This is a genomic window from Neobacillus sp. D3-1R (assembly GCF_052180215.1).
In the GTDB taxonomy this organism is placed as follows: domain Bacteria; phylum Bacillota; class Bacilli; order Bacillales; family Cytobacillaceae; genus Pseudoneobacillus.
The window spans coordinates 174,635-194,049 of the sequence record NZ_CP197471.1; the positions used below are offsets into that span (position 1 = coordinate 174,635).

At 40.4% G+C, this 19,415-nt stretch carries 16 protein-coding genes; 4 read left to right on the top strand and 12 right to left on the bottom strand.

The genetic code is table 11. The features are described from left to right. Nucleotides 1–192 precede the first annotated feature (192 nt). The gene (locus tag ACSBPO_RS00845) at nucleotides 193–1,608 is read left to right on the top strand and encodes a M20/M25/M40 family metallo-hydrolase (protein WP_442597843.1); all 1,416 of its coding nucleotides are present in this window, start codon (nucleotides 193–195) and stop codon (nucleotides 1,606–1,608) included. A gap of 104 nt (nucleotides 1,609–1,712) precedes the next feature. Further along, entirely contained in the window at nucleotides 1,713–3,494 is a 1,782-nt protein-coding gene (locus tag ACSBPO_RS00850; protein WP_442597845.1) for a S9 family peptidase, read from the top strand. A 48-nt stretch (nucleotides 3,495–3,542) separates the two neighbouring features. Here ACSBPO_RS00850 and ilvA read toward each other — a convergent pair whose 3' ends face one another. The 12 genes from ilvA to ACSBPO_RS00910 form a co-directional block, all read right to left on the bottom strand. Beyond that, nucleotides 3,543–4,496, bottom strand: coding sequence for a threonine ammonia-lyase (gene ilvA / locus ACSBPO_RS00855; protein ID WP_442597847.1), 954 nt, complete (start codon nucleotides 4,494–4,496; stop codon nucleotides 3,543–3,545). 53 nt (nucleotides 4,497–4,549) lie between these two features. Beyond that, nucleotides 4,550–5,131: a 3-isopropylmalate dehydratase small subunit gene (gene leuD / locus ACSBPO_RS00860; protein ID WP_442597849.1), complete on the bottom strand. Its 582-nt coding sequence runs from the start codon at nucleotides 5,129–5,131 to the stop codon at nucleotides 4,550–4,552. Continuing rightward, a complete protein-coding gene (gene leuC / locus ACSBPO_RS00865; protein WP_442597851.1) occupies nucleotides 5,132–6,553 on the bottom strand; it encodes a 3-isopropylmalate dehydratase large subunit in 1,422 nt (473 codons plus the stop codon). 16 nt (nucleotides 6,554–6,569) lie between these two features. Then, nucleotides 6,570–7,676 carry a 3-isopropylmalate dehydrogenase gene (leuB, locus tag ACSBPO_RS00870; RefSeq protein ID WP_442597853.1) on the bottom strand — a complete coding sequence of 369 codons (1,107 nt, stop codon included), beginning with the start codon at nucleotides 7,674–7,676 and terminating at the stop codon, nucleotides 6,570–6,572. A 155-nt stretch (nucleotides 7,677–7,831) separates the two neighbouring features. Next, a complete protein-coding gene (locus ACSBPO_RS00875; protein ID WP_442597855.1) occupies nucleotides 7,832–9,376 on the bottom strand; it encodes a 2-isopropylmalate synthase in 1,545 nt (514 codons plus the stop codon). Further along, nucleotides 9,363–10,394 carry a ketol-acid reductoisomerase gene (gene ilvC, locus ACSBPO_RS00880; RefSeq protein WP_442597857.1) on the bottom strand — a complete coding sequence of 344 codons (1,032 nt, stop codon included), beginning with the start codon at nucleotides 10,392–10,394 and terminating at the stop codon, nucleotides 9,363–9,365. The genes ACSBPO_RS00875 and ilvC overlap by 14 nt, the downstream gene beginning before the upstream one ends. A gap of 43 nt (nucleotides 10,395–10,437) precedes the next feature. After that, complete coding sequence (gene ilvN, locus ACSBPO_RS00885; RefSeq protein ID WP_442597859.1) at nucleotides 10,438–10,959, bottom strand: acetolactate synthase small subunit; 522 nt, start codon at nucleotides 10,957–10,959, stop codon at nucleotides 10,438–10,440. Further along, nucleotides 10,956–12,680 carry an acetolactate synthase large subunit gene (gene ilvB, locus ACSBPO_RS00890; protein ID WP_442597861.1) on the bottom strand — a complete coding sequence of 575 codons (1,725 nt, stop codon included), beginning with the start codon at nucleotides 12,678–12,680 and terminating at the stop codon, nucleotides 10,956–10,958. Before ilvB ends, ilvN begins: the two co-directional genes overlap by 4 nt. Before the next feature lie 365 nt (nucleotides 12,681–13,045). Beyond that, nucleotides 13,046–14,713, bottom strand: a complete 1,668-nt coding sequence (ilvD, locus tag ACSBPO_RS00895; protein WP_442597863.1) for a dihydroxy-acid dehydratase — start codon at nucleotides 14,711–14,713, stop codon at nucleotides 13,046–13,048. 10 nt (nucleotides 14,714–14,723) lie between these two features. Then, nucleotides 14,724–15,632, bottom strand: coding sequence for a branched-chain-amino-acid transaminase (gene ilvE, locus ACSBPO_RS00900; protein ID WP_442597865.1), 909 nt, complete (start codon nucleotides 15,630–15,632; stop codon nucleotides 14,724–14,726). A 354-nt stretch (nucleotides 15,633–15,986) separates the two neighbouring features. After that, nucleotides 15,987–17,312 carry a polysaccharide biosynthesis protein gene (locus ACSBPO_RS00905; RefSeq protein ID WP_442597867.1) on the bottom strand — a complete coding sequence of 442 codons (1,326 nt, stop codon included), beginning with the start codon at nucleotides 17,310–17,312 and terminating at the stop codon, nucleotides 15,987–15,989. Between the two features lie 128 nt (nucleotides 17,313–17,440). Then, nucleotides 17,441–17,821 carry a hypothetical protein gene (locus ACSBPO_RS00910; RefSeq protein ID WP_442597869.1) on the bottom strand — a complete coding sequence of 127 codons (381 nt, stop codon included), beginning with the start codon at nucleotides 17,819–17,821 and terminating at the stop codon, nucleotides 17,441–17,443. 208 nt (nucleotides 17,822–18,029) lie between these two features. Between ACSBPO_RS00910 and ACSBPO_RS00915 the strand changes: the two genes are divergently transcribed. Together ACSBPO_RS00915 and ACSBPO_RS00920 are read left to right on the top strand one after the other, a co-directional pair. Beyond that, a complete protein-coding gene (locus ACSBPO_RS00915) occupies nucleotides 18,030–18,950 on the top strand; it encodes a COX15/CtaA family protein (protein WP_442597871.1) in 921 nt (306 codons plus the stop codon). A gap of 67 nt (nucleotides 18,951–19,017) precedes the next feature. Then, on the top strand, nucleotides 19,018–19,332 hold the full coding sequence (locus ACSBPO_RS00920; protein ID WP_442597873.1) for a DUF3892 domain-containing protein: 315 nt from the start codon (nucleotides 19,018–19,020) through the stop codon (nucleotides 19,330–19,332). Nucleotides 19,333–19,415 lie beyond the last annotated feature (83 nt).

The following is a 19,415-nucleotide window of genomic DNA, read 5'->3' on the forward strand; positions in this document are numbered from 1 at the left end:
TTTGAAAAAGCCGGCAGTAGGGCTTTTTCATAATTCTTCCCACGGAAAGCGAAGCGCCTGAAGCGGAAATCAATACGCAAGTCTAAGATAGCATCTTTAATAATAAAATTTACAGATAATTAAGAAAAAATAAAGGAATTTTTCTTCGTTTATCGAAATATTTATAAATCAGTATAGAAAGGGGATTTTCATATGACTAATCAAAATCTAGTAGAGCTTAAAAATGTAACAAAAGAGTCAGTTGAAAGTGCTGTCGATTTATTAAAGGAATATCTTTCATTCCCAACGATTTCTGCACAAAATTCAGCCATTCCAGAAACAGTCCAATTTGTAGTGAAGATGATTGAAGAAGCTGGCGGTGAAGCCCAAACATTAGATGATTTAAGTGGAAATCCTGTGGTGTATGGTTATTTTCCAGCAGGAAGTAATGGGGATTCTTCTAAAACATTACTCTTTTATAACCATTATGATGTACAACCTCCTGAGCCGCTTGATGAATGGAATTCGGAGCCATTTGAAGCAACGATTAGAGACGGGAAATTATTTGCAAGAGGAGTAGCGGATAATAAAGGGGATTTAGTTGCTAGATTAACAGCGATTAAGATCCTTCAAAAAACACAAGGCGGTTTACCATGTAATATTAAGTTTTTGATTGAAGGGGAAGAAGAAATCGGTAGTCCGAATCTTGAACCATACCTTCAAAAATATCGTGACCTTTTCAAAGCAGATGCGTGCATTTGGGAATTTGGCGGTAAGGACGAACAAGACCGAATTAGTATGGTTGCCGGTATTAAGGGTATGGCTTATTTAGAGCTTACTTGTGTGGGTGCAGATATTGATATGCATTCATCGGTTGGTGCTTATGTTGATAATGCGGCATGGAGATTAGTACAGGCATTGGCAACAATGAAAAATCAACAGAATGAGATTTTAGTAGAAGGATTTTATGATGGAATGGAACCGCCTACTGAAGCAGTAATGGAGGCTGTTCATGCCCTTCCTTTTAATGAAGAAGCGGTCACAAACCTATATGGTTTAAGAAGACCATTAATTACAAAGGCAAAGGATCAGGATCCAAGAGAAGCGATGGTTTTACAGCCAACCATGACCATTTGTGGTTTGGTTAGTGGCTATACGGGTGAAGGTTCTAAAACAGTTCTTCCTAAAAATGCAAAGGCAAAAGTAGATTGCCGTTTAGTGCCGGGGCAAGATCCGGATCATATTCTTGAATGTGTGCAAAGACATTTAGAAAAGAATGGATTCCATGATATCCAGGTTACTTCATTAAATGGCCAAAAAGCCTACCGATCTGATTTCAGTCATCCGTTTATTTCACATGTGATGGAATCAGCACAGGAAGTATACGGAAAAGAAGGGATCCTTGCTCCAAACTCAGCAGGTACCGGTCCAATGTATATTTTTGGAGAACAGCTTCAGCTTCCTATCGTAAGTACAGGTGTGGGCTGGGTTGGTTCTAAGGCACATGCACCAAACGAATCGATAAGACTACAGGATTTTGAGAATGGAATTGTCCATATGGCTTATATGTTACTAGGTTTTCCAGCAGCATTAGAGTCTTCTCAAGAGAATGTAGAAGCTTCAAAGTAAAAAAAGTACCGAAAGAGGGAAAAAGTAAGATACTTTTTCCCTTACAAGTTGATTCCTTACATAGTAGACAAATAATTTAGTGAATCTTGAGAGGTAGTGAACACATGGATGCAGTAGCAATTGCCCCTTATTTACATGTTCGTACAGCGAAAAATCCAATATATAGTCCATCTGGTGATAAGCTCAGTTTTATCACAGATTATACAGGTCTTCCACAAGTATGGGAGTTAAACAGTCAGCAACAATGGCCAGCCCAAGCCTCTTTTACGGAAGAGAGAATCATGTTTGTCTCTTATATAACAGGGACAACCGAACGAATTATTGGTATGGATGAAGGAGTTAATGAAAGACAGCAGCTTTTTTTATTAAAAGATAATGGTGACTTAAAGCCATTAACGAATTCACCTGACCATATTCATCACTATGGAGGAAGTTCTCCTGATGGAAAATGGATTGCTTGGTCTAGTAACCGTCGTCACAATGCTTTTTTTGATATCTATGTTCAAAATCTAGAAACGTTGGAGTTTCTTCAAATATATACAGAAGATGCTACCCATCATCCAATTAAATGGGCACCAAATGGAGAGTTATTAATTCAAAAAGTGAATACCAATTTAGACAATGATTTTGGTTTACTGCAGGTAGAAACAGGGGAAATTACTTGGTTAACTCTCCATGAAGGAGAAGCGATATTTGAATCTCCTCATTTTAGTGGAGACGGCAAGTACCTCTATTGTTTATCCAATGTTGGCCACGAATTTATTGGGCTAGTGGCAATTGAACTGTCCACGAAAAAACTTGAGTGGTTAGACCAACGGAATTGGGATTTAGAAGGTTTATCCATTAGTTCAGATAAAAATCTATTAGCTTATAGCGTTAATGAGGGGGGAATCTCAAGAGGGGTTGTTTATCATATTAACGTGAAAAAACTTCAGACTTGGGAAACGCCAATCGGAGTTATAAGTGATCTGACTTTCTCTCCGGATCAAACAAAATTGGCTTATGTATTTAATGGACCTAAAAACCCATCTGATGTTTGGGAGCTTGATTTACAAACAAATGAAACGAAAAGATTAACATTCGTTTCCCAGTTGCCAATGGTAGAGGAAAGACTGATTGAACCAGAGCTTATCCAGTTTACTTCCTTTGATGGGCTTCAAGTACCTGCCTTTATGTATACGCCTAAAAATGTAGAAGGCAAACTTCCCGTGGTAGTGTTTGTCCATGGAGGTCCAGAAAGCCAAATACGTGCTGTGTATAATCCGTTTCTGCAGTATTTCCTAAATCATGGCTATGCTGTATGTACGCCGAATGTTCGTGGTAGCACAGGGTATGGAAAAACGTATTCTCATTTAGATGATGTGAGAAAACGGATGGATTCTGTTAAGGACTTAACATCATTAGTGGAGTGGTTAAAAGCAGAAGGAAATGCGGATTCGGATAAAATTGCGATTATGGGACGTAGCTATGGTGGTTTCATGGTATTAGCAGCCATCACACACTATCCTGATATATGGTCAGCAGCAATTGATATTGTTGGGATTTCAAGCTTCCGAACCTTCTTGGAGAAAACGAGTTCCTGGCGCAGAAAGGTTAGAGAAGCGGAATATGGAAGTATTGAAAATGACGGAGACTTCTTTGATCAAATTGACCCAATCCACCATGTTGATAAAATCACTTGTCCGGTGATGGTTCTCCATGGAGCAAATGATCCGCGAGTTCCAATTGAAGAAACCGAGCAAATTGTCGACGAATTACGTGCCCGCAATCATCCTGTAACCTATATTCGTTTTGAAGATGAAGGACATTTCTTTGTAAAATTAAAGAATAATATAACAGCCTATACAGGAGTAGCTCAATTTTTAGGTCAATATATAGGTGAATAAGAGGTAAAAGCCAACCACGATGGTAAGTGGTCGGCCTTTTTTCTTTTATTAGGCTAAATAAGATAGGGTATCCTTCTTTGCAAGCTGTTGGATATGATCGAGTTTCGATAAATCCATGTTTCCGCCACTAACGATAATCCCGCAGTTTTTGGAACGAATCGAATTTCGATGCACGAGGAGAGCAGCAAAGGCAGCTGCGCCAGCCCCTTCGACTAAAGTCTTTTTTCTTTCGAGCATGTAAACCATGGCGGTAGCTATATCATTATCGCTTACTGTAATGATGTCATCTACGTATTTTTGAATAATGGGTAGGGTTAATTTACCTGGCTCCTTTACGGCAATTCCTTCTGCTATAGTAGCTACAGTTTCCGAAGTAGGAGAGGGATAATGATGGAAATGGGTATACATCACCTTTGCCCCTTCAGCTTGAACACCAATCACTTTTATTTTGGGATTAAGAAGCTTGGCGGCAAAGGCAACGCCGCTTATCAAACCACCCCCACCGATTGGTACGATTAACGTATCGAGGAAAGGCTGTTGATTTAGCATTTCAATGGCAATCGTCGCTTGCCCTGCCATCACATCCACATCATCAAATGGATGGAGAAAAAAGCTATTGGTTTTTAGCTGTTCCATACAGGCTGCTTCATATGATTCTTGAAAGGAAGCACCTGTGATAACCGCCTTGGCCCCGTAATATTCTGTTGCTTTCACTTTTGCGGCGGGTGTAGTAACAGGCATAAAAATCTTAGCTGCGATGCCTCGTTTTGCTGCAGCTAAAGCAACCCCTTGAGCATGATTTCCGGCAGAGGCAGCAATTACGCCCTGCTTTGCTTCTTGTTCTGTTAAACGGGACATCTTATAGCTTGCTCCGCGAATTTTAAAAGCTCCCGTCTTTTGTTGATTTTCCATTTTAAAATAAATGTTTTTCCCAACCATTTTATTCAAAAAGGTAGAGGTAGTAAGCGGAGTCCGATAAACAATACCTGCCAATTGTTCCATCGCATCCGAAATCTTATAAGTCGTTAAGGAATCCCCAAGGGAGTCACTCTCCTTTAATGTGAAAGTTCAAATTTTGATATTTTTTTTTCATATAACAGGGTTAATCCGATGTCATCCAGTCCATTGAGAAGCATTTCCTTTGAATGAGGAGAAATCTCAAAGTGAATTAGATTACTGTGTTCATCTTCGATCGTTTGGTTTTCTAGATTGACGGTTAAATCGTACGATTCATTTTCAGCCCTTTTTAATAATGGTTCGACTTGTGCGGAATCTAACTCAATGGCTAAAATTCCGTTCTTCAGACAATTGTTTTTAAAAATATCAGCAAAGCTTGGAGCAATGATGACTTTAAAACCATAGTCAAGAAGAGCCCATGGGGCATGTTCACGGGAAGAACCACACCCGAAATTTTCCCCTGCGATTAAAATTGAAGCACCACTATACTTTTCACTATTCAAAGAAAAGTCAGCTTGCGGATTTCCATGATAATCAAAACGCCAATTATAAAATAAGAATTGCCCAAAGCCTTGTCGTTCAATTCTTTTTAAAAATTGCTTCGGTATGATTTGGTCGGTATCGACATTGCTTCGGTTAAGTGGGTAAACGAGCCCTTTATGAATTTTTAATGGTTCCATTTAGATCACCTCGGCTACAGCAGAGTATTGTCGAACATCTACAAAATGACCTTCAATGGCGGCAACAGCTGCCATTTCGGGGCTTACAAGATGGGTGCGAGCCCCGGTTCCTTGTCGTCCTTCAAAGTTACGGTTTGAAGTAGAGGCACATCGCTCTCCAGGTGGAACGATATCATCATTCATAGCTAAACACATGCTACATCCTGCATCACGCCATTCAAAGCCAGCTTCTTTAAAAATCGTATCTAGCCCTTCTTGTTCGGCGGCTAGTTTAACGCTTTTTGAGCCTGGAACAACGAGTGCGCGTACAGTAGGACTTATTTTTCTGCCCTGGATAACAGCGGCTGCTTTTCGTAAATCACTTAATCTGGAATTTGTACAGGAACCAATAAACACATGTTGAATCTTAACAGAAGTGATCGGTTGCCCAGCTTCAAGTCCCATATAGTCAAGAGCTCGTTGTATTTCTATTTTTTCATTAAGGGTGGCTGCATCCTCAGGGCTCGGAATAGAAGCATCAACAGGAAGGCACATTCCTGGATTGGTACCCCAGGTAACCTGAGGGGCAACTTCAGAAGCATCTATTTCAATGACTGCATCATAGCTGGCTCCTTCGTCTGTTGCAAGAGAGCGCCATGTATTAATAGCTTTTTCAAACTCAAGACCTTTTGGTGTGAATTTTTTATCACGAAGATATTCAAATGTGGTTTCATCTGGTGTGATTAGCCCTGCTCGAGCCCCAGCCTCGATGGACATATTGCAAACAGTCATTCGCTCTTCCATAGAAAGAGCACGAATTGCTTCTCCTGTATATTCCATCACATAACCAGTACCGAAGCGGACACCGTACTTAGCGATTATTGCTAAAATTAAATCTTTAGCCGTAACACCTGTAGGAAGCTTTCCGTGAACTTTGACATTCATTGTCTTAGGGCGCTCTTGCCAAAGGGTTTGAGTCGCTAACACATGTTCCACTTCACTCGTTCCAATACCAAAAGCTAAGGCACCGAAAGCTCCGTGGGTTGATGTATGACTATCGCCACAGACAATCGTTTTACCCGGTTGCGTAAGTCCGAGCTCAGGCCCAATTACATGAACGATCCCATTATCAGGATGGTTAATATCAGCAAGCTCAATATTAAACTCACGACAATTTTGCTCTAGCGTTTCAACTTGTTTTTTTGAAATGTGGTCCGTAATAATATGCTGCTTCTTTGTAGGAATATTGTGATCCATTGTTGCAAAGGTTCGATCAGGACGACGCACCTTTCGCCCATTTATTCGTAACCCCTCAAAAGCTTGAGGGGAGGTAACCTCATGGACAAGGTGTAGGTCAATGTAAAGTAAGTCAGGTTTACCATCTTCCTGATGGACCATATGCTGTTCCCATATTTTTTCGAAGATTGTTTTAGCTGTAGGCATTATAAAACCTCCTATCTTAGGCGTAACAGCTCATGATACAGTTAGCCGTGTTCCTTGTTTTAATCGAATCAATAATAAGCTGAGTCATTTCGAAAGTGCCGACCTTATGGCCAATTTTTAGGTTCAAATCTGCGGTATGAAAGCCTGCGTTTAAGACGGATTCAACGGTTTCTTCTATTAATCTAGCTTCATCCTCTAATTGGAAGGAATGTCTTAGCATTAAGGCAGCAGATAAAATCATCGCGATTGGATTGGCGACCCCATGACCTGCGATATCAGGGGCTGACCCATGGACGGGTTCAAAAAGTCCAACCCCGTCCTCACGGAGACTAGCTGAAGGCAGCATTCCAAGGGATCCTGTTAAAACGGATGCTTCATCACTTAAAATATCTCCAAACATGTTCTCTGTAACAATGACATCAAACTGTGACGGGTTTGTAATAAGCTTCATGGCCGCTGCGTCAACAAGAAGATGCTCCACTTTTACTTTAGGATATTGCTGCTTTTTCTCTTCGACCACTTCACGCCACAGCTTACTCGATTCAAGTACATTTGCCTTATCAACCGAAGTGAGGAGCTTCCGCCGCTGCTGTGCACATTGGAATGCTTTTTCTACAATTCTTTCAATCTCTTTACGTGAATAATAAAGGGTATCTACAACCGATTGGCCATTATTTTGCCTTTCGCTAGGGGTTCCAAAATAAAGACCACCTGTTAGTTCACGTACAATAAGGAGGTCACTACCCTTTATCACTTCTTCCTTTAAAGGAGAAGTATGAAGTAGATGATCAAAGCCTTTAATAGGTCTTAGATTGGCAAAAAGGTCGAGTGCCTTTCGAATTCCTAATAATCCTCTTTCTGGTCGAAGGTGAGAAGGGAGTTGGTCCCACTTAGGACCTCCTACGGCTCCAAGTAGAATAGCGTCTGCCTTTTGACAAGCCTCGACAGTTTGTTGGGGAAGGGGGGTGCCATGTTGGTCAACCGCAGCCCCTCCAATGTCATGAGTTTCAAAGCTGAATGAATGATGGAACTCTTCACCTATGGCTGCTAGCACTTCTTTAGCGGACTGCATCACTTCTTTACCAATCCCATCCCCTGGGAGTAGAACAATATGTTTTTTCATGGCATTGGCCTCCTTATTTTTAAAAAATAATAGGTGTTTCTGTGTAAAAGTTGATAAATGTTGAAAACGGTTGATAAATGGTGAAAACCGGTTGATAAAAACAAAATCCCGGTTGATAAATCTTCAAAATCGGTTCAAAAAACCAAAACTGCTCCCTACACTTGTGCTTTTTCTTTTTTCATAAAAACCTGGTTATAAAAAACACGGTTGACGGCGTTTAAGAATGCTTTTGCGGAGGCTTCTAGTACATCTTGTGCCGAGCCGCGTCCACTAACTGGGACATTATTGACGGTCATTTTGACATGAACCTCTGCCAAAGCATCGCGACCTTGGCCAACAGAGCTTAAATGATATTTTTCAAGATGAATTTCTTCTTTTATAAGAGCTTCAAGAGTGTTGTAGAGCGATTCCACACTACCTTTACCTGTACGAGCTGTCTCAACTCTAATTCCTTCTGGAGATTTTAAGGCAACTGTGGCAGTAGGTAGATTGGATGTACCAGATTGAACCTGGAAGGCAAGTAATTCATATTTTTTCACATTCGTCACTGTCGTTTGAATATCCGTAAGAATGGTGAACAAGTCTTCATCTGTTACCTCTTTTTTACGATCGGTCAGAGATTTAAAGTCTTGGAATGCTTCCAAAAGCTTTGCTTCTGATAATGAAAATCCTAATTGTTCAATTTTATCTTTGAAGGCATGTCGTCCAGAGTGCTTGCCGAGAACTAATTGATTGGATTGGATTCCGACAAGTTCAGGAGTGATAATTTCATAGGTTTGTGCATGCTTGAGAACCCCGTCTTGATGGATTCCTGATTCGTGGGCAAACGCATTCTGCCCAACCACGGCTTTATTAGGGGCGATCGACATGCCGGTTAGTTTTCGAACTAAGTCACTTGTTCGTTTAATTTCTTTTAAAATTAATCCCGTTGTAAATGGGTATTTATCCTTGCGGATGTTTAAGGCTACAGCAAATTCTTCTAAAGCAGCGTTACCTGCACGTTCCCCAATTCCGTTTATCGTACCTTCTACTTGAGTCGCTCCGTTCTCGATGGCAGCGAGTGAATTGGCAACGGCCATGCCAAGATCATCGTGACAATGGGCGGATAAGGTGACTTTATCAATATTTGGCACATTTTCTTTTATATAACGGAAAAGGCGGCCATATTCTTCAGGAGTCGTGTACCCAACGGTGTCGGGAAGGTTAATGACGGATGCTCCTGCATCAATTACTTTTTCAATAATATGGACGAGAAAATCGAGGTCTGAACGAGAGGCATCCTCTGCAGACCATTGGACAGTTGGAAACTTACTTTTTCCGTAACGGACCATTTCCACGGCAAGTCTCATTACTTCCTCAGGTGTTTTCTTTAACTTATAGGTCATATGGATAGGGGAGGTGGCGATAAAAACATGAAGGCGTGGATCCTTTGCTTCCTTTAGTGCCTCCCAAGTTGTATCAATATCGGCTTTCGAAGCACGGGCAAGACCAGCAACGGAGACATTCTTAACCGTACGAGCAATGCTTTGCACTGCTTCGAAGTCACCCTGGGAGGAAGCCGGAAAACCGGCCTCCATTACATGAACGCCAAATCGTTCCAACTGGCGGGCAATTTCTAATTTTTCTAGCTGATTTAAGTTGACGCCTGGAGATTGTTCTCCATCACGTAGGGTGGTGTCAAAGATGTTAATGTGTACCACTTGAGATCACTTCCTTCTTTTTAGAGTTTGCCGGTTTCACAAATGGCATTAACTCACGAAGCTCTCTTCCTACTACTTCAATTGGATGTTTATTTTCTTTATGATTAATGGCATTAAATTGAGGACGATTAACTTGATTTTCAAGAATCCAGCCTTTAGCAAAGACACCAGTTTGAATATCGTGTAATACTTCTTTCATTCGAGACTTTGTCTCTTCATTCACAACACGTGGTCCTGAAACAAAGTCACCCCACTGGGCCGTATCAGAGATAGAGTAGCGCATATTTTCAAGTCCGCCTTCGTACATAAGGTCAACGATTAGCTTTAGCTCATGTAAACATTCGAAGTAGGCGACTTCAGGTTGATAACCAGCTTCGGTTAATGTTTCAAATCCTGCTTTTACGAGGCTAGTAAGTCCACCGCATAAAACCGCTTGTTCTCCAAATAGATCCGTTTCGGTTTCTTCCTGGAAAGTAGTTTCTAATACGCCAGCACGGGCAGCCCCAATAGCTTTGGCATAGGCAAGAGCGACTTGCTTTGCCTGACCTGAATAATCTTGATGGACAGCATAGAGGGCTGGTACTCCGGCTCCCTCTTGGTAGGTACGGCGGACAAGATGTCCTGGCCCCTTAGGAGCTACAAGGAATACATCAACATTTGGTGGAGGAACTACTTGGTTAAAATGAATATTAAAGCCATGAGCAAAAACGAGTGCGGCTCCCGATTGAAGATTTGGTTTAATTTCTTCTTCGTATACTTTTGGTTGTTTTTCATCTGGAAGGAGAACCATAATAACATCGGCTTGAGCTACTGCCTCTGCAACGCTGCGTACCTCAACACCATCTTCTACCGCTTTATCCCAAGACTTACCTTTACGTAAACCCACGACTACATCATAACCACTATCTTTTAGGTTTAAAGTATGTGCATGACCTTGAGACCCATAGCCAATTACCGCAACTTTTTTCGATTTTAATACCTCTTCAAAAATATCTTGATTATAAAGCACTTTTGCCATGATTATTCATCCTTTCAGAATGGGTTTTGGTTTATGAAACTTCTTATCGTAATAGTGAATAAGAAGGTAGTTCCGAAACTTGTGGTTGGTTTCCTCTTAAGAAGGCTGTTACGCCTGTTCTAGCTAATTCTTTGATTCCGTATGGTCTTAACAGTTCAATTAATGCTTCAACCTTCTCAGGTTTACCAGTTACTTGAACAGCAAGACTATCTTTACTTACATCAATGACTGTAGCGCGGAAAGGCTCAATAATTTCTTTAATTTCACTGCGAAGTTGCCCGCTGCTGCCTACTTTAATTAAGGCTAATTCTCGAGAGACAATTGCTTTATCTGTGATATCAGAAACTTTTAATACATCTATTTGTTTATTTAGTTGCTTCGTAAGCTGTTCAAGCTTTTGACTATCCTCAACCTCCACAACTAGTGTCATTTTAGAAATACCAGGAGTTTCCGTAGTACCTACTGAGATACTTTCAATATTGAATTGTCGTCTTTGGAGTAGTCCGGTAACACGATTGAGAACACCGCTTTTGTTTTGGACAGTTGCCGTTATAATTCGTTTCATGGTTTCACTCCAATCATTTCGTGCAATCCCTTGCCAGGGGCGATCATCGGATAGACATTTTCGTTCGTAACCACTCGACAATCCATAACGACTGGTCCCTCGTAAGCAAGGACTTCAGGAAGGATACGTAATAATTCAGCTTGGTTATCAATTCTGAATCCCTTAATGGAATAGCTTTCTGCTAACTTAACAAAGTCTGGTTGAACAGGTAGGAGAGATTCAGAATAACGCTTATCGTAAAACTTTTCCTGCCATTGACGAACCATTCCTAGTGCACCGTTATTAACGATTAAAACCTTTACTGGTAAATTTCTTTCCTGAAGAACAGATAGTTCTTGAAGCGTCATTTGAAAGCCGCCATCCCCTACAATGGCAATAACGGTGCTAGTTGGTTCGGCTAATTGGGCACCAATTGCGGCAGGGAAACCAAATCCCATTGTGCCAAGGCCTCCAGAAGTGACCCAACGATTTGGACTAGAAAAAGAGTAATATTGCGCTGCCCACATTTGGTGCTGCCCGACATCCGTTGTGATAATCGCATCACCATTAGAAGCTTGGTGCAGTGTTTCAATTAACCACTGTGGACAGAGCTCCTGCTCGTAATCGTTGTACCAAAGTGGGAACTGATGCTTGTTTTCTTTCAGTTTTCTGAGCCAATCACCATGTTGAGTTACATTAAAATCATATTTTAGTAGTTCCTTTAGAGCCTCTTTTGCATCAGATACAATGGGAATAGTAGTAGGAACGTTTTTACCAATTTCAGCTGGATCAATGTCAATGTGGGCAACTTTGGCATGTGGTGCAAAATGCTTGAGATTACCAGTTAAGCGGTCGTCGAATCTAGCGCCGACATTGAGAAGTAAATCACATTCATATAAAGCCATATTGGCGGAATAGGTTCCGTGCATACCTGCCATTCCAAGAGAAAACGGGTGGTCTCCTGGGAAGCTTCCTAGTCCTAAAAGTGTGGTTGTGACAGGGAATTTGTGTTTTTCGGCTAATTCTCTTAATTCGTTTGCTGCTTTTCCGTGAAGCACACCGGCACCTGCAAGAATCACAGGTTTCCTAGCCTTTGAAAGGGCATCTGCTAGTTTGCTTATTTGCAGGGGGTTGGGCTTTGTTGTTGGCTGATATCCTGGTAAGTGAAAATTCGTTTCAAATTCATCTTCATACACAGGATCAGCTGAAACATCTTTTGGAATATCAATCACAACAGGCCCAGGTCTTCCAGTTGAAGCAATATGAAAGGCTTCTTTGATGATTCTAGGTAAGTCGTAAATGGTGCGAACTTGGTAATTATGCTTCGTAATAGGGGTAGTGATTCCAATTATGTCCGCCTCCTGAAAAGCATCAGTTCCAATAACACCACGAGCGACTTGGCCAGTAAAAATAACAAGTGGCAAAGAATCCATCATGGCATCAGCAATTCCAGTAATGAGGTTTGTAGCCCCAGGACCTGAGGTTGCAATAACAACACCCGGCTTTCCAGTAATTCGCGCATAACCCTCGGCTGCATGAATAGAGCCTTGTTCATGCCGAAATAGTAAGTGCTTTAATTGATTACCTGCCCGATAGATGGCATCATAAATTGGTAAAACGGCACCCCCTGGATAACCAAATACAGTATCAACGCCCTCCGAGATTAAGGTCTCAATTAAGAGGTCTGCTCCTGTTTTAGGCTGTGCAACACTCTGAATGGCTGATTTCGCTTCAACTTTCACGTTGTAATCCCTCCCGTTTTTTATAAAATGGTTTTAATAGGTAAATTTCTTAAAAAATAAAAAACCTTTTCGCCCTCGAATAAACTGCTAGTATGCAGAATAAACGGGGTGAAAAGGTTGTTTGCTTTCCACGGTACCACCCGGTTTTACAGTATTCTTACGAAAACTGCCTCATGAAGCCTATACTTTAGCTTCTTTTTTAATAACGAGTGCTGGATACACCCGATTAAGCCTACTAAAAAGAATGGTTCAGCTTAATACTCAGGGAGGATGTCGGAATAAGTAGTATTACCGGCTTCCAGCAACCCGGCTCTCTGTAAATACTAGCTTCTTATTCCTTTATTCCCGTCAATGATTTTGCGATATTAAAATTTCATGATTCCACCTGTATTGGCGGAGGTTACGAGTTTTGCATATTTGGCCAAGTAGCCTGTTTTGATTTTGGGTTCCGGTTTTTTCCAATCCTTACGTCTTTGATCCAAAACTTCCTCATCGACGAGGAGCTCAATAGAGCGTGCCTCTAAATCTATTAAAATAGCGTCTCCATTTTCAACGAAAGCAATCGGTCCACCTTCAGCAGCTTCAGGAGAGATATGGCCGATAGATATTCCGCGGCTTGCGCCTGAAAAACGACCATCGGTAATGAGGGCAACCTCTTTATCCAAACCTCTGCCGGCAATAGCTGAAGTAGGAGCAAGCATCTCAGGCATTCCAGGTCCGCCTTTTGGACCCTCGTAGCGAATGACCACCACCTGCCCTGATTTAACAGTTCCATTATCGATACCAGCTTGTGCCTCTTCCTGTGATTCGAAAACTATCGCTTCACCGACAAACGTTTTGATAGAGGGATCAACGGCACCGACTTTGATGACTCCGCCGTCTGGCGCTAAATTGCCAAACAGGATGGAAAGTCCACCAACAGGGCTATAAGGATTTTCTTTTCTTCGAATGACCTGATCGTTCGTAATCTCAGCATCCTGTACATTTTCCAAAATGGTCTTTCCGGTAATCGTCATTTGCTCTTTATGAATGAGTCCATCGATTTTACAAAGCTCATTGATGATGGCACTGACCCCGCCAGCAAGGTGAACGTCCTGCATGGAATAATCAGAAGCTGGGCTTATTTTGGATAAGTATGGAACTTTTTCAGCAATTCGATTTATTTCATGTAAGTCATATTCAATGCCAGCTTCGTGGGCGATGGCTAATGTATGTAGAACGGTATTTGTGGAGCCACCCATTGCCATATCAAGGGCAAACGCATTGTCAAAGGCTTCTTTTGTTAAAATATCTCGAGGACGAATATCCTTTTTTACTAGTTCAATTAAGTGTTTAGCTGCTTCCTTAATGAGCTCATAACGTTCTTCGGAAGTGGCAACAATCGTGCCATTACCTGGAATGGTCATACCAAGCATTTCCATCAAACAGTTCATCGAGTTTGCTGTAAACATTCCTGAACAGGATCCGCAAGTTGGGCATGCATGAGTTTCAATATCCAATAGTTCTTGTTGACTCATCGCTCCTTTGTTATAGGCTCCTACTCCTTCAAAAACGGATACGAGAGATAGTGGTTTACCTGTGGAAGAAACTCCTGCTTCCATCGGCCCTCCCGAAACAAAAACGGAAGGGACATTGGTTCTTGCGGCAGCCATCAGCATGCCGGGAGTAATTTTGTCACAGTTAGGGATATAAAAAACGCCGTCAAACCAATGGGCATTGATCACTGTTTCAGCACTATCGGCAATGATTTCGCGGCTTGGAAGCGAATACCGCATACCAATATGCCCCATCGCAATTCCATCATCAACACCGATTGTGTTAAATTCAAAAGGAATACCGCCAGCTTCCCTGATTGCTTTTTTAACCATTTCTCCAAATTTATTGAGATGCTTATGCCCAGGGATGATATCAATGTACGAGTTACACACCCCAATGAATGGCTTCTCTAAATCGCTCGTTTTGACCCCGGTTGCGTAGAGTAAACTGCGGTGGGGAGCACGGTCGATTCCTTTTTTAATCATGTCACTTCGCATGTGAACCTCCTTAACTTACAAATGCTTTATCTTTAACTTCCGGGTAACACTGAACTCCGTCTCTCATGACTAAGTTTTTAAATTCGGCTAGTAAATGGTTGGTAATGGGACCAGGTTTTCCGTCCTTAATTTTTCTAGTATCCACCTCGATAACGGCAACGACTTCAACGGCTGTTCCGGTGAGGAATACTTCATCGGCAATATAAACATCATGTCTAGTAAACGGTTTTTCTACTACTTCATATCCGTTTTCTCTAGCAAGATCGATAATGGCATTGCGTGTAATTCCCTCTAAAGCCCCTAAATAGACAGGAGGGGTGTAAATGACTCCGTTTTTAATGATAAAAATATTATCTCCGGACCCTTCCGTTACGTAACCTTGGTCATTTAGCATCAGAGCCTCATCAACTCCAGCTTGCTTGGCTTCTAGTTTAACGAGAATATTATTTAAATAATTTAGTGATTTAACTTGCGGACTTAAGACATCAGGTCGATTCCGTCGGGTTGCAACCGAGCCAACCTTTAAACCGCGTTCATATAATTCTTTTGGAAAAAGAGATAAGGATTCAGCAATGACTATCACTCTAGGCTCAGAACAAGAGGCTGGATCTAATCCAAGATTTCCAATTCCTCTAGAAACGACAACCCGGATATAAGCACTGCTCAATTCATTTTTACGAACAGTATCAACGATGATTTGTGTTAGTTCTTCGATGGTGTAGGGGATCGTTAACATAATGGAGTGTGCGGATTCATAGAGCCTTTTTAAATGGGCTTCTAATCGAAAAACATTACCCGAATAAACCCGAATTCCTTCAAAAACGCCGTCTCCATAGAGGAATCCATGATCGTAAACGGAAACGACAGCCTCTTCCTTTTTTACAAATGCTCCGCTAAGAAAAATATACTGACTACTCAAAAACCTCACTCCTTTATCCATTAGACGCTTTAAACTGTTAAATTCGACCTATAAAAGAATAGCCTTATACCATATAAATCTTTTTTTTTTAAGAAGATATGGCCAAAGGCCGTAAGAAGAAAACTTGGCTGAATTTATTAATTTTTCTGATATTGCCGTTAATCATACAACCATTGAAAAAGAGGGTCAAGAGCAAAAAAGTATAGAGTTCAGATAATTTAAAATAATCAAATAAATTGGCAGCGTTTTCATTGTTGATATTAGAGGGACAACAAAAATAAAAAAAATAATTGTAAATTTTTATAAAACGCTTTCATCAGGATGATAAAAAAGACCTCCATTTGGCAGGAGGTCTTACACATCTTTTAATGGTTCTAGTACAAAGACGGATACTCCAATCTTTTTGCAAATGGTCCAATAGTGAAGAAGAGTTAGAAGGATAGCCCCCATGTTCATCCCAATAATAATTCCGTCCATTTGCAGGGAATGTAGAGATCCTAAAATAAACATCAAGGAAAAGGAGACGGTTGAGGCCCATAATTGATGATAAAAGGCATCCTTGATAAGTCCTAGTCCGATTAAAAAGGCCTGTAAGGGAATCACAAAAAAATGAAATAAAAAATAGGGCCAAAGTAATTGTAAATAAAAGGTGGCTTCTTGAGAATCAAAAAAGAGCTTCGTTAATGATTCAGAGAAAAAGTAAAAGATCATCACCGCTGGTACCCCATAAAGGAAAGTGAACTGCATCACCTTTTTTAACAACGATTGAAGTAGAGATGAATCTTTTTGAGAATGTGCTTTGGAAACCGTTGGAATGAGCACAATCAATAAAGAATGAGCAATAAAGGCAGGGAAAAATCCAATGGTTAAAGCAACACCTGCCAATAGACCAAATTGCTCTGTCGCCATGTCCACTGAAAGACCTGCTTTGATCAGTGCTGCTTTGATGAGAAAGGGTTGAACCGCATGTGTAAGAGCATGGAATATTCTTAATCCTGTTGTGGGAATCGAAACAGATACTAAGCTCTTTTGAACAATTCTTTTATCGATTAGGCTAGAAGCCCTGCTATTTAAATATTTTAATTTGATTAGATACTCTAGTAATAAGTAACCGAAGACACCAATTTCACTGGCCACAATAGCGCATAGTGCCAAAAATATAGAAATGTCGGCTTTGAAATCGAGTAATTGAAATAACAAGACTAAAGCAAAGAGTTGAAGACCTCTTCTTAAAAAGTTGGCAACGGCAATTTTCCCCATTGCATGGGTTCCCATAAAGAAGCCCCTAGCTATAGAGGAAAAAGAAACAATAGGGACCATGATTAGTAAAAGCCATCTAACAGAGGGATGATAAGCATCAAAAATAGGAACATGTGGTAAAACAATAAATACAACCGCCATAAAAATGCTTGTGAAAATAATCGCCATTTTCGTAACTTGGCTCAATATGTTCCTGTGATATTTCTCTTCTTTTTCCGCAATAAGCTTCGAAATAGAGATAGGTAATTCCATGCTTGCTAGTGTGACGATAAGAAAAATAGTAGGTAATATGGTCATATATAAACCTAATCCCTTTTCTCCTAATTCCTTAGCCAAGATTAGATTAATCAAGAATTCAATACATTCAGCAATCAACGCTGTAGCAGCTAATAACAAAGTGGCTTTAAAAAATGTCTTCATCATCTATCTCCTTATGTAAAAAATCCATTTCTTTCTAAAATATGAGACAAGTTTAAAAAATATATGTTTAATAGGGATTTTCTTTCGAAAAACAAAATACAGGCACCTTATAAGGTGCCTGCCAATTTTTAAAATCCGCCTTCTGTTGCTGAAAATGGGATTTGAAGTTTGTTTTCCACGGCGCGGAGTCTTTGGTTTAAACGCTGTAAGCGACGGGTTGTGCGCTCGTCATTTTGATTGAGTCTTTGGATTTCCTGATTCATTCGGCCCATTTCTTTGTTTAATCGATTGATCTCTTGATTGAGTCGATGGATTTCTTCATTTTGCCGTCTTAGTTCTCTTTTTTGTTGATCATTTTCACGTTCTAATGCTGTTACCCTACGTTCAAGCTGTGGTGGCTGGCGGTATACGTCTTCTTGAACGGGTTGCAGATAAGGGTTATATCCGTACTCTACATTTACATAAGGGCTCTGAGGAACATTGGGATTGTAATAACCAAATGGATTCATCAAGGCAATTCTCCTTTTTTCTAATCTTATTAAATCCCCTATAACATATGGAGAATAGGCGATAGCTGACACGGCAAATGCCTAGGCGTAATATTTAAAAATGGGTGTGAAATACAATTTAGGAAAGTTTTGTGATTCATATCACCGAAACTTTGTCCTGCATCCTTTACACTATTGGTAAATTTCAATACTTTAGGAGGTACAGAATTTGCCAATTAAGCGTTTAGCATTTGTATCAATCATTATTACTTATATACTGATTGTTTTTGGAGGTTATGTGGCTTCCTCTAATTCGGGGATGGGGTGCGGACCGGATTGGCCATTATGCAATGGTCTCGTTATTCCGATATTGAAGGGAGCTACGCTCATCGAATTTACTCACCGTATTATTGGAGCGATATTAGGACTTTTGACTATTTTCTTATTTATTTCCGTTTTAAGAAAACATGGTCTTGGAAAGATTCGAAACGTGGCTTGGACCATGCTTTTCTTGCTTACCATTCAAGTGCTACTAGGAGCTGTGGTCGTTGTTCTAGACACACCTGCTATTGTCGTGAGTATACATTTATTAATTGCAATGTTTTTTCTTTATAGTTTATTGTGGATCTCAAAAAACTCAGCCCCTAGCATCTCTTATCCTAACGTTTGGAAAGAGTCTAATCTGCCGCAAAAGATAAATCTTCATTTAAAAATAACGATGGGACTCCTTGTTCTTACCTTAGCATTTGGTGCTTATATTAAACATTTGTCCTATGGACTTGCTTGTGGCTGGCTAATCTGTGGTGAAATATTCCTACCGATTTCAACACCAGAGCTTCTCCAAACCATTCATAGAGGACTGGGGGTTGTTTCAGCCGTTTATATTCTATTATTAGCTTTTGGATCCATTTTGAAAAACTGGGACAAAAGTATTCGAAAGCGCCTTATTTATGCTGCCTTAATAGTTATGCTCCAATTAATAATTGGAATCTTAACGGTAGTCACCTCTTTACATCTTCCATGGGCCGTCTTGCATCTAGCTGTTGGCACGGCAGTGTTTTTTACTATCAGTGAAGCTCAAATTTATGTAAGTACCACAACCGCTAAAACCACTTTAAAAGTGGGGAAGGTAGGCAAGTTTCAAAGTTAGAAGTCACTTTTTTCACATAAAGTCTCTTGAACAGAAAATACTAAACGTATGTTCGGGAGGTGTGATAATGGAAAATAAAGATTTTGAGCAAATTTATAACCAATATAAGGAGCAAGGTGAAGCAAAAGCTGCAGTAGAGGGGAATAATGATCAATCAGATGGGAAAGAGCAATTTGTGGCCGTACGAAAAAAAGATGATGGGGATATCATTGCTTTTAAAACAAATATGGGGCGGGAACTAGATTATCTAACAGCATTAGAAGAAGCAAAGGCTGGAAAAATTGCACATGTAGATGTTTTCCATAAGTACGGTAGGGATATCATTAGAAGTGAACCGGATGGAATCAAAGAAAATAATCTTGATCATTTACCCGAGTTTTAAAACTGAATGGAAACCCCATTCAGTTTTTTTCTTAACATTCTGATATTGTTAAATTTACCATTATTTGATATGTTTACTATGAA

Excerpts from the sequence above, each read along its gene's own strand:
- ACSBPO_RS00845 (WP_442597843.1), top strand. The coding sequence starts at position 193 with ATGACTAATCAAAATCTAGTAGAGCTTAAAAATGTAACAAAAGAGTCA.
- ilvA (WP_442597847.1), bottom strand. The coding sequence starts at position 4,496 with ATGGAACAATTGGCAGGTATTGTTTATCGGACTCCGCTTACTACCTCT.
- ilvC (WP_442597857.1), bottom strand. The coding sequence starts at position 10,394 with ATGGCAAAAGTGCTTTATAATCAAGATATTTTTGAAGAGGTATTAAAA.
- ACSBPO_RS00850 (WP_442597845.1), top strand. The coding sequence starts at position 1,713 with ATGGATGCAGTAGCAATTGCCCCTTATTTACATGTTCGTACAGCGAAA.
- ilvN (WP_442597859.1), bottom strand. The coding sequence starts at position 10,959 with ATGAAACGAATTATAACGGCAACTGTCCAAAACAAAAGCGGTGTTCTC.
- ACSBPO_RS00920 (WP_442597873.1), top strand. The coding sequence starts at position 19,018 with ATGGAAAATAAAGATTTTGAGCAAATTTATAACCAATATAAGGAGCAA.
- leuD (WP_442597849.1), bottom strand. The coding sequence starts at position 5,131 with ATGGAACCATTAAAAATTCATAAAGGGCTCGTTTACCCACTTAACCGA.
- ACSBPO_RS00905 (WP_442597867.1), bottom strand. The coding sequence starts at position 17,312 with ATGAAGACATTTTTTAAAGCCACTTTGTTATTAGCTGCTACAGCGTTG.
- leuB (WP_442597853.1), bottom strand. The coding sequence starts at position 7,676 with ATGAAAAAACATATTGTTCTACTCCCAGGGGATGGGATTGGTAAAGAA.
- leuC (WP_442597851.1), bottom strand. The coding sequence starts at position 6,553 with ATGCCTACAGCTAAAACAATCTTCGAAAAAATATGGGAACAGCATATG.
- ACSBPO_RS00910 (WP_442597869.1), bottom strand. The coding sequence starts at position 17,821 with ATGAATCCATTTGGTTATTACAATCCCAATGTTCCTCAGAGCCCTTAT.
- ilvD (WP_442597863.1), bottom strand. The coding sequence starts at position 14,713 with ATGCGAAGTGACATGATTAAAAAAGGAATCGACCGTGCTCCCCACCGC.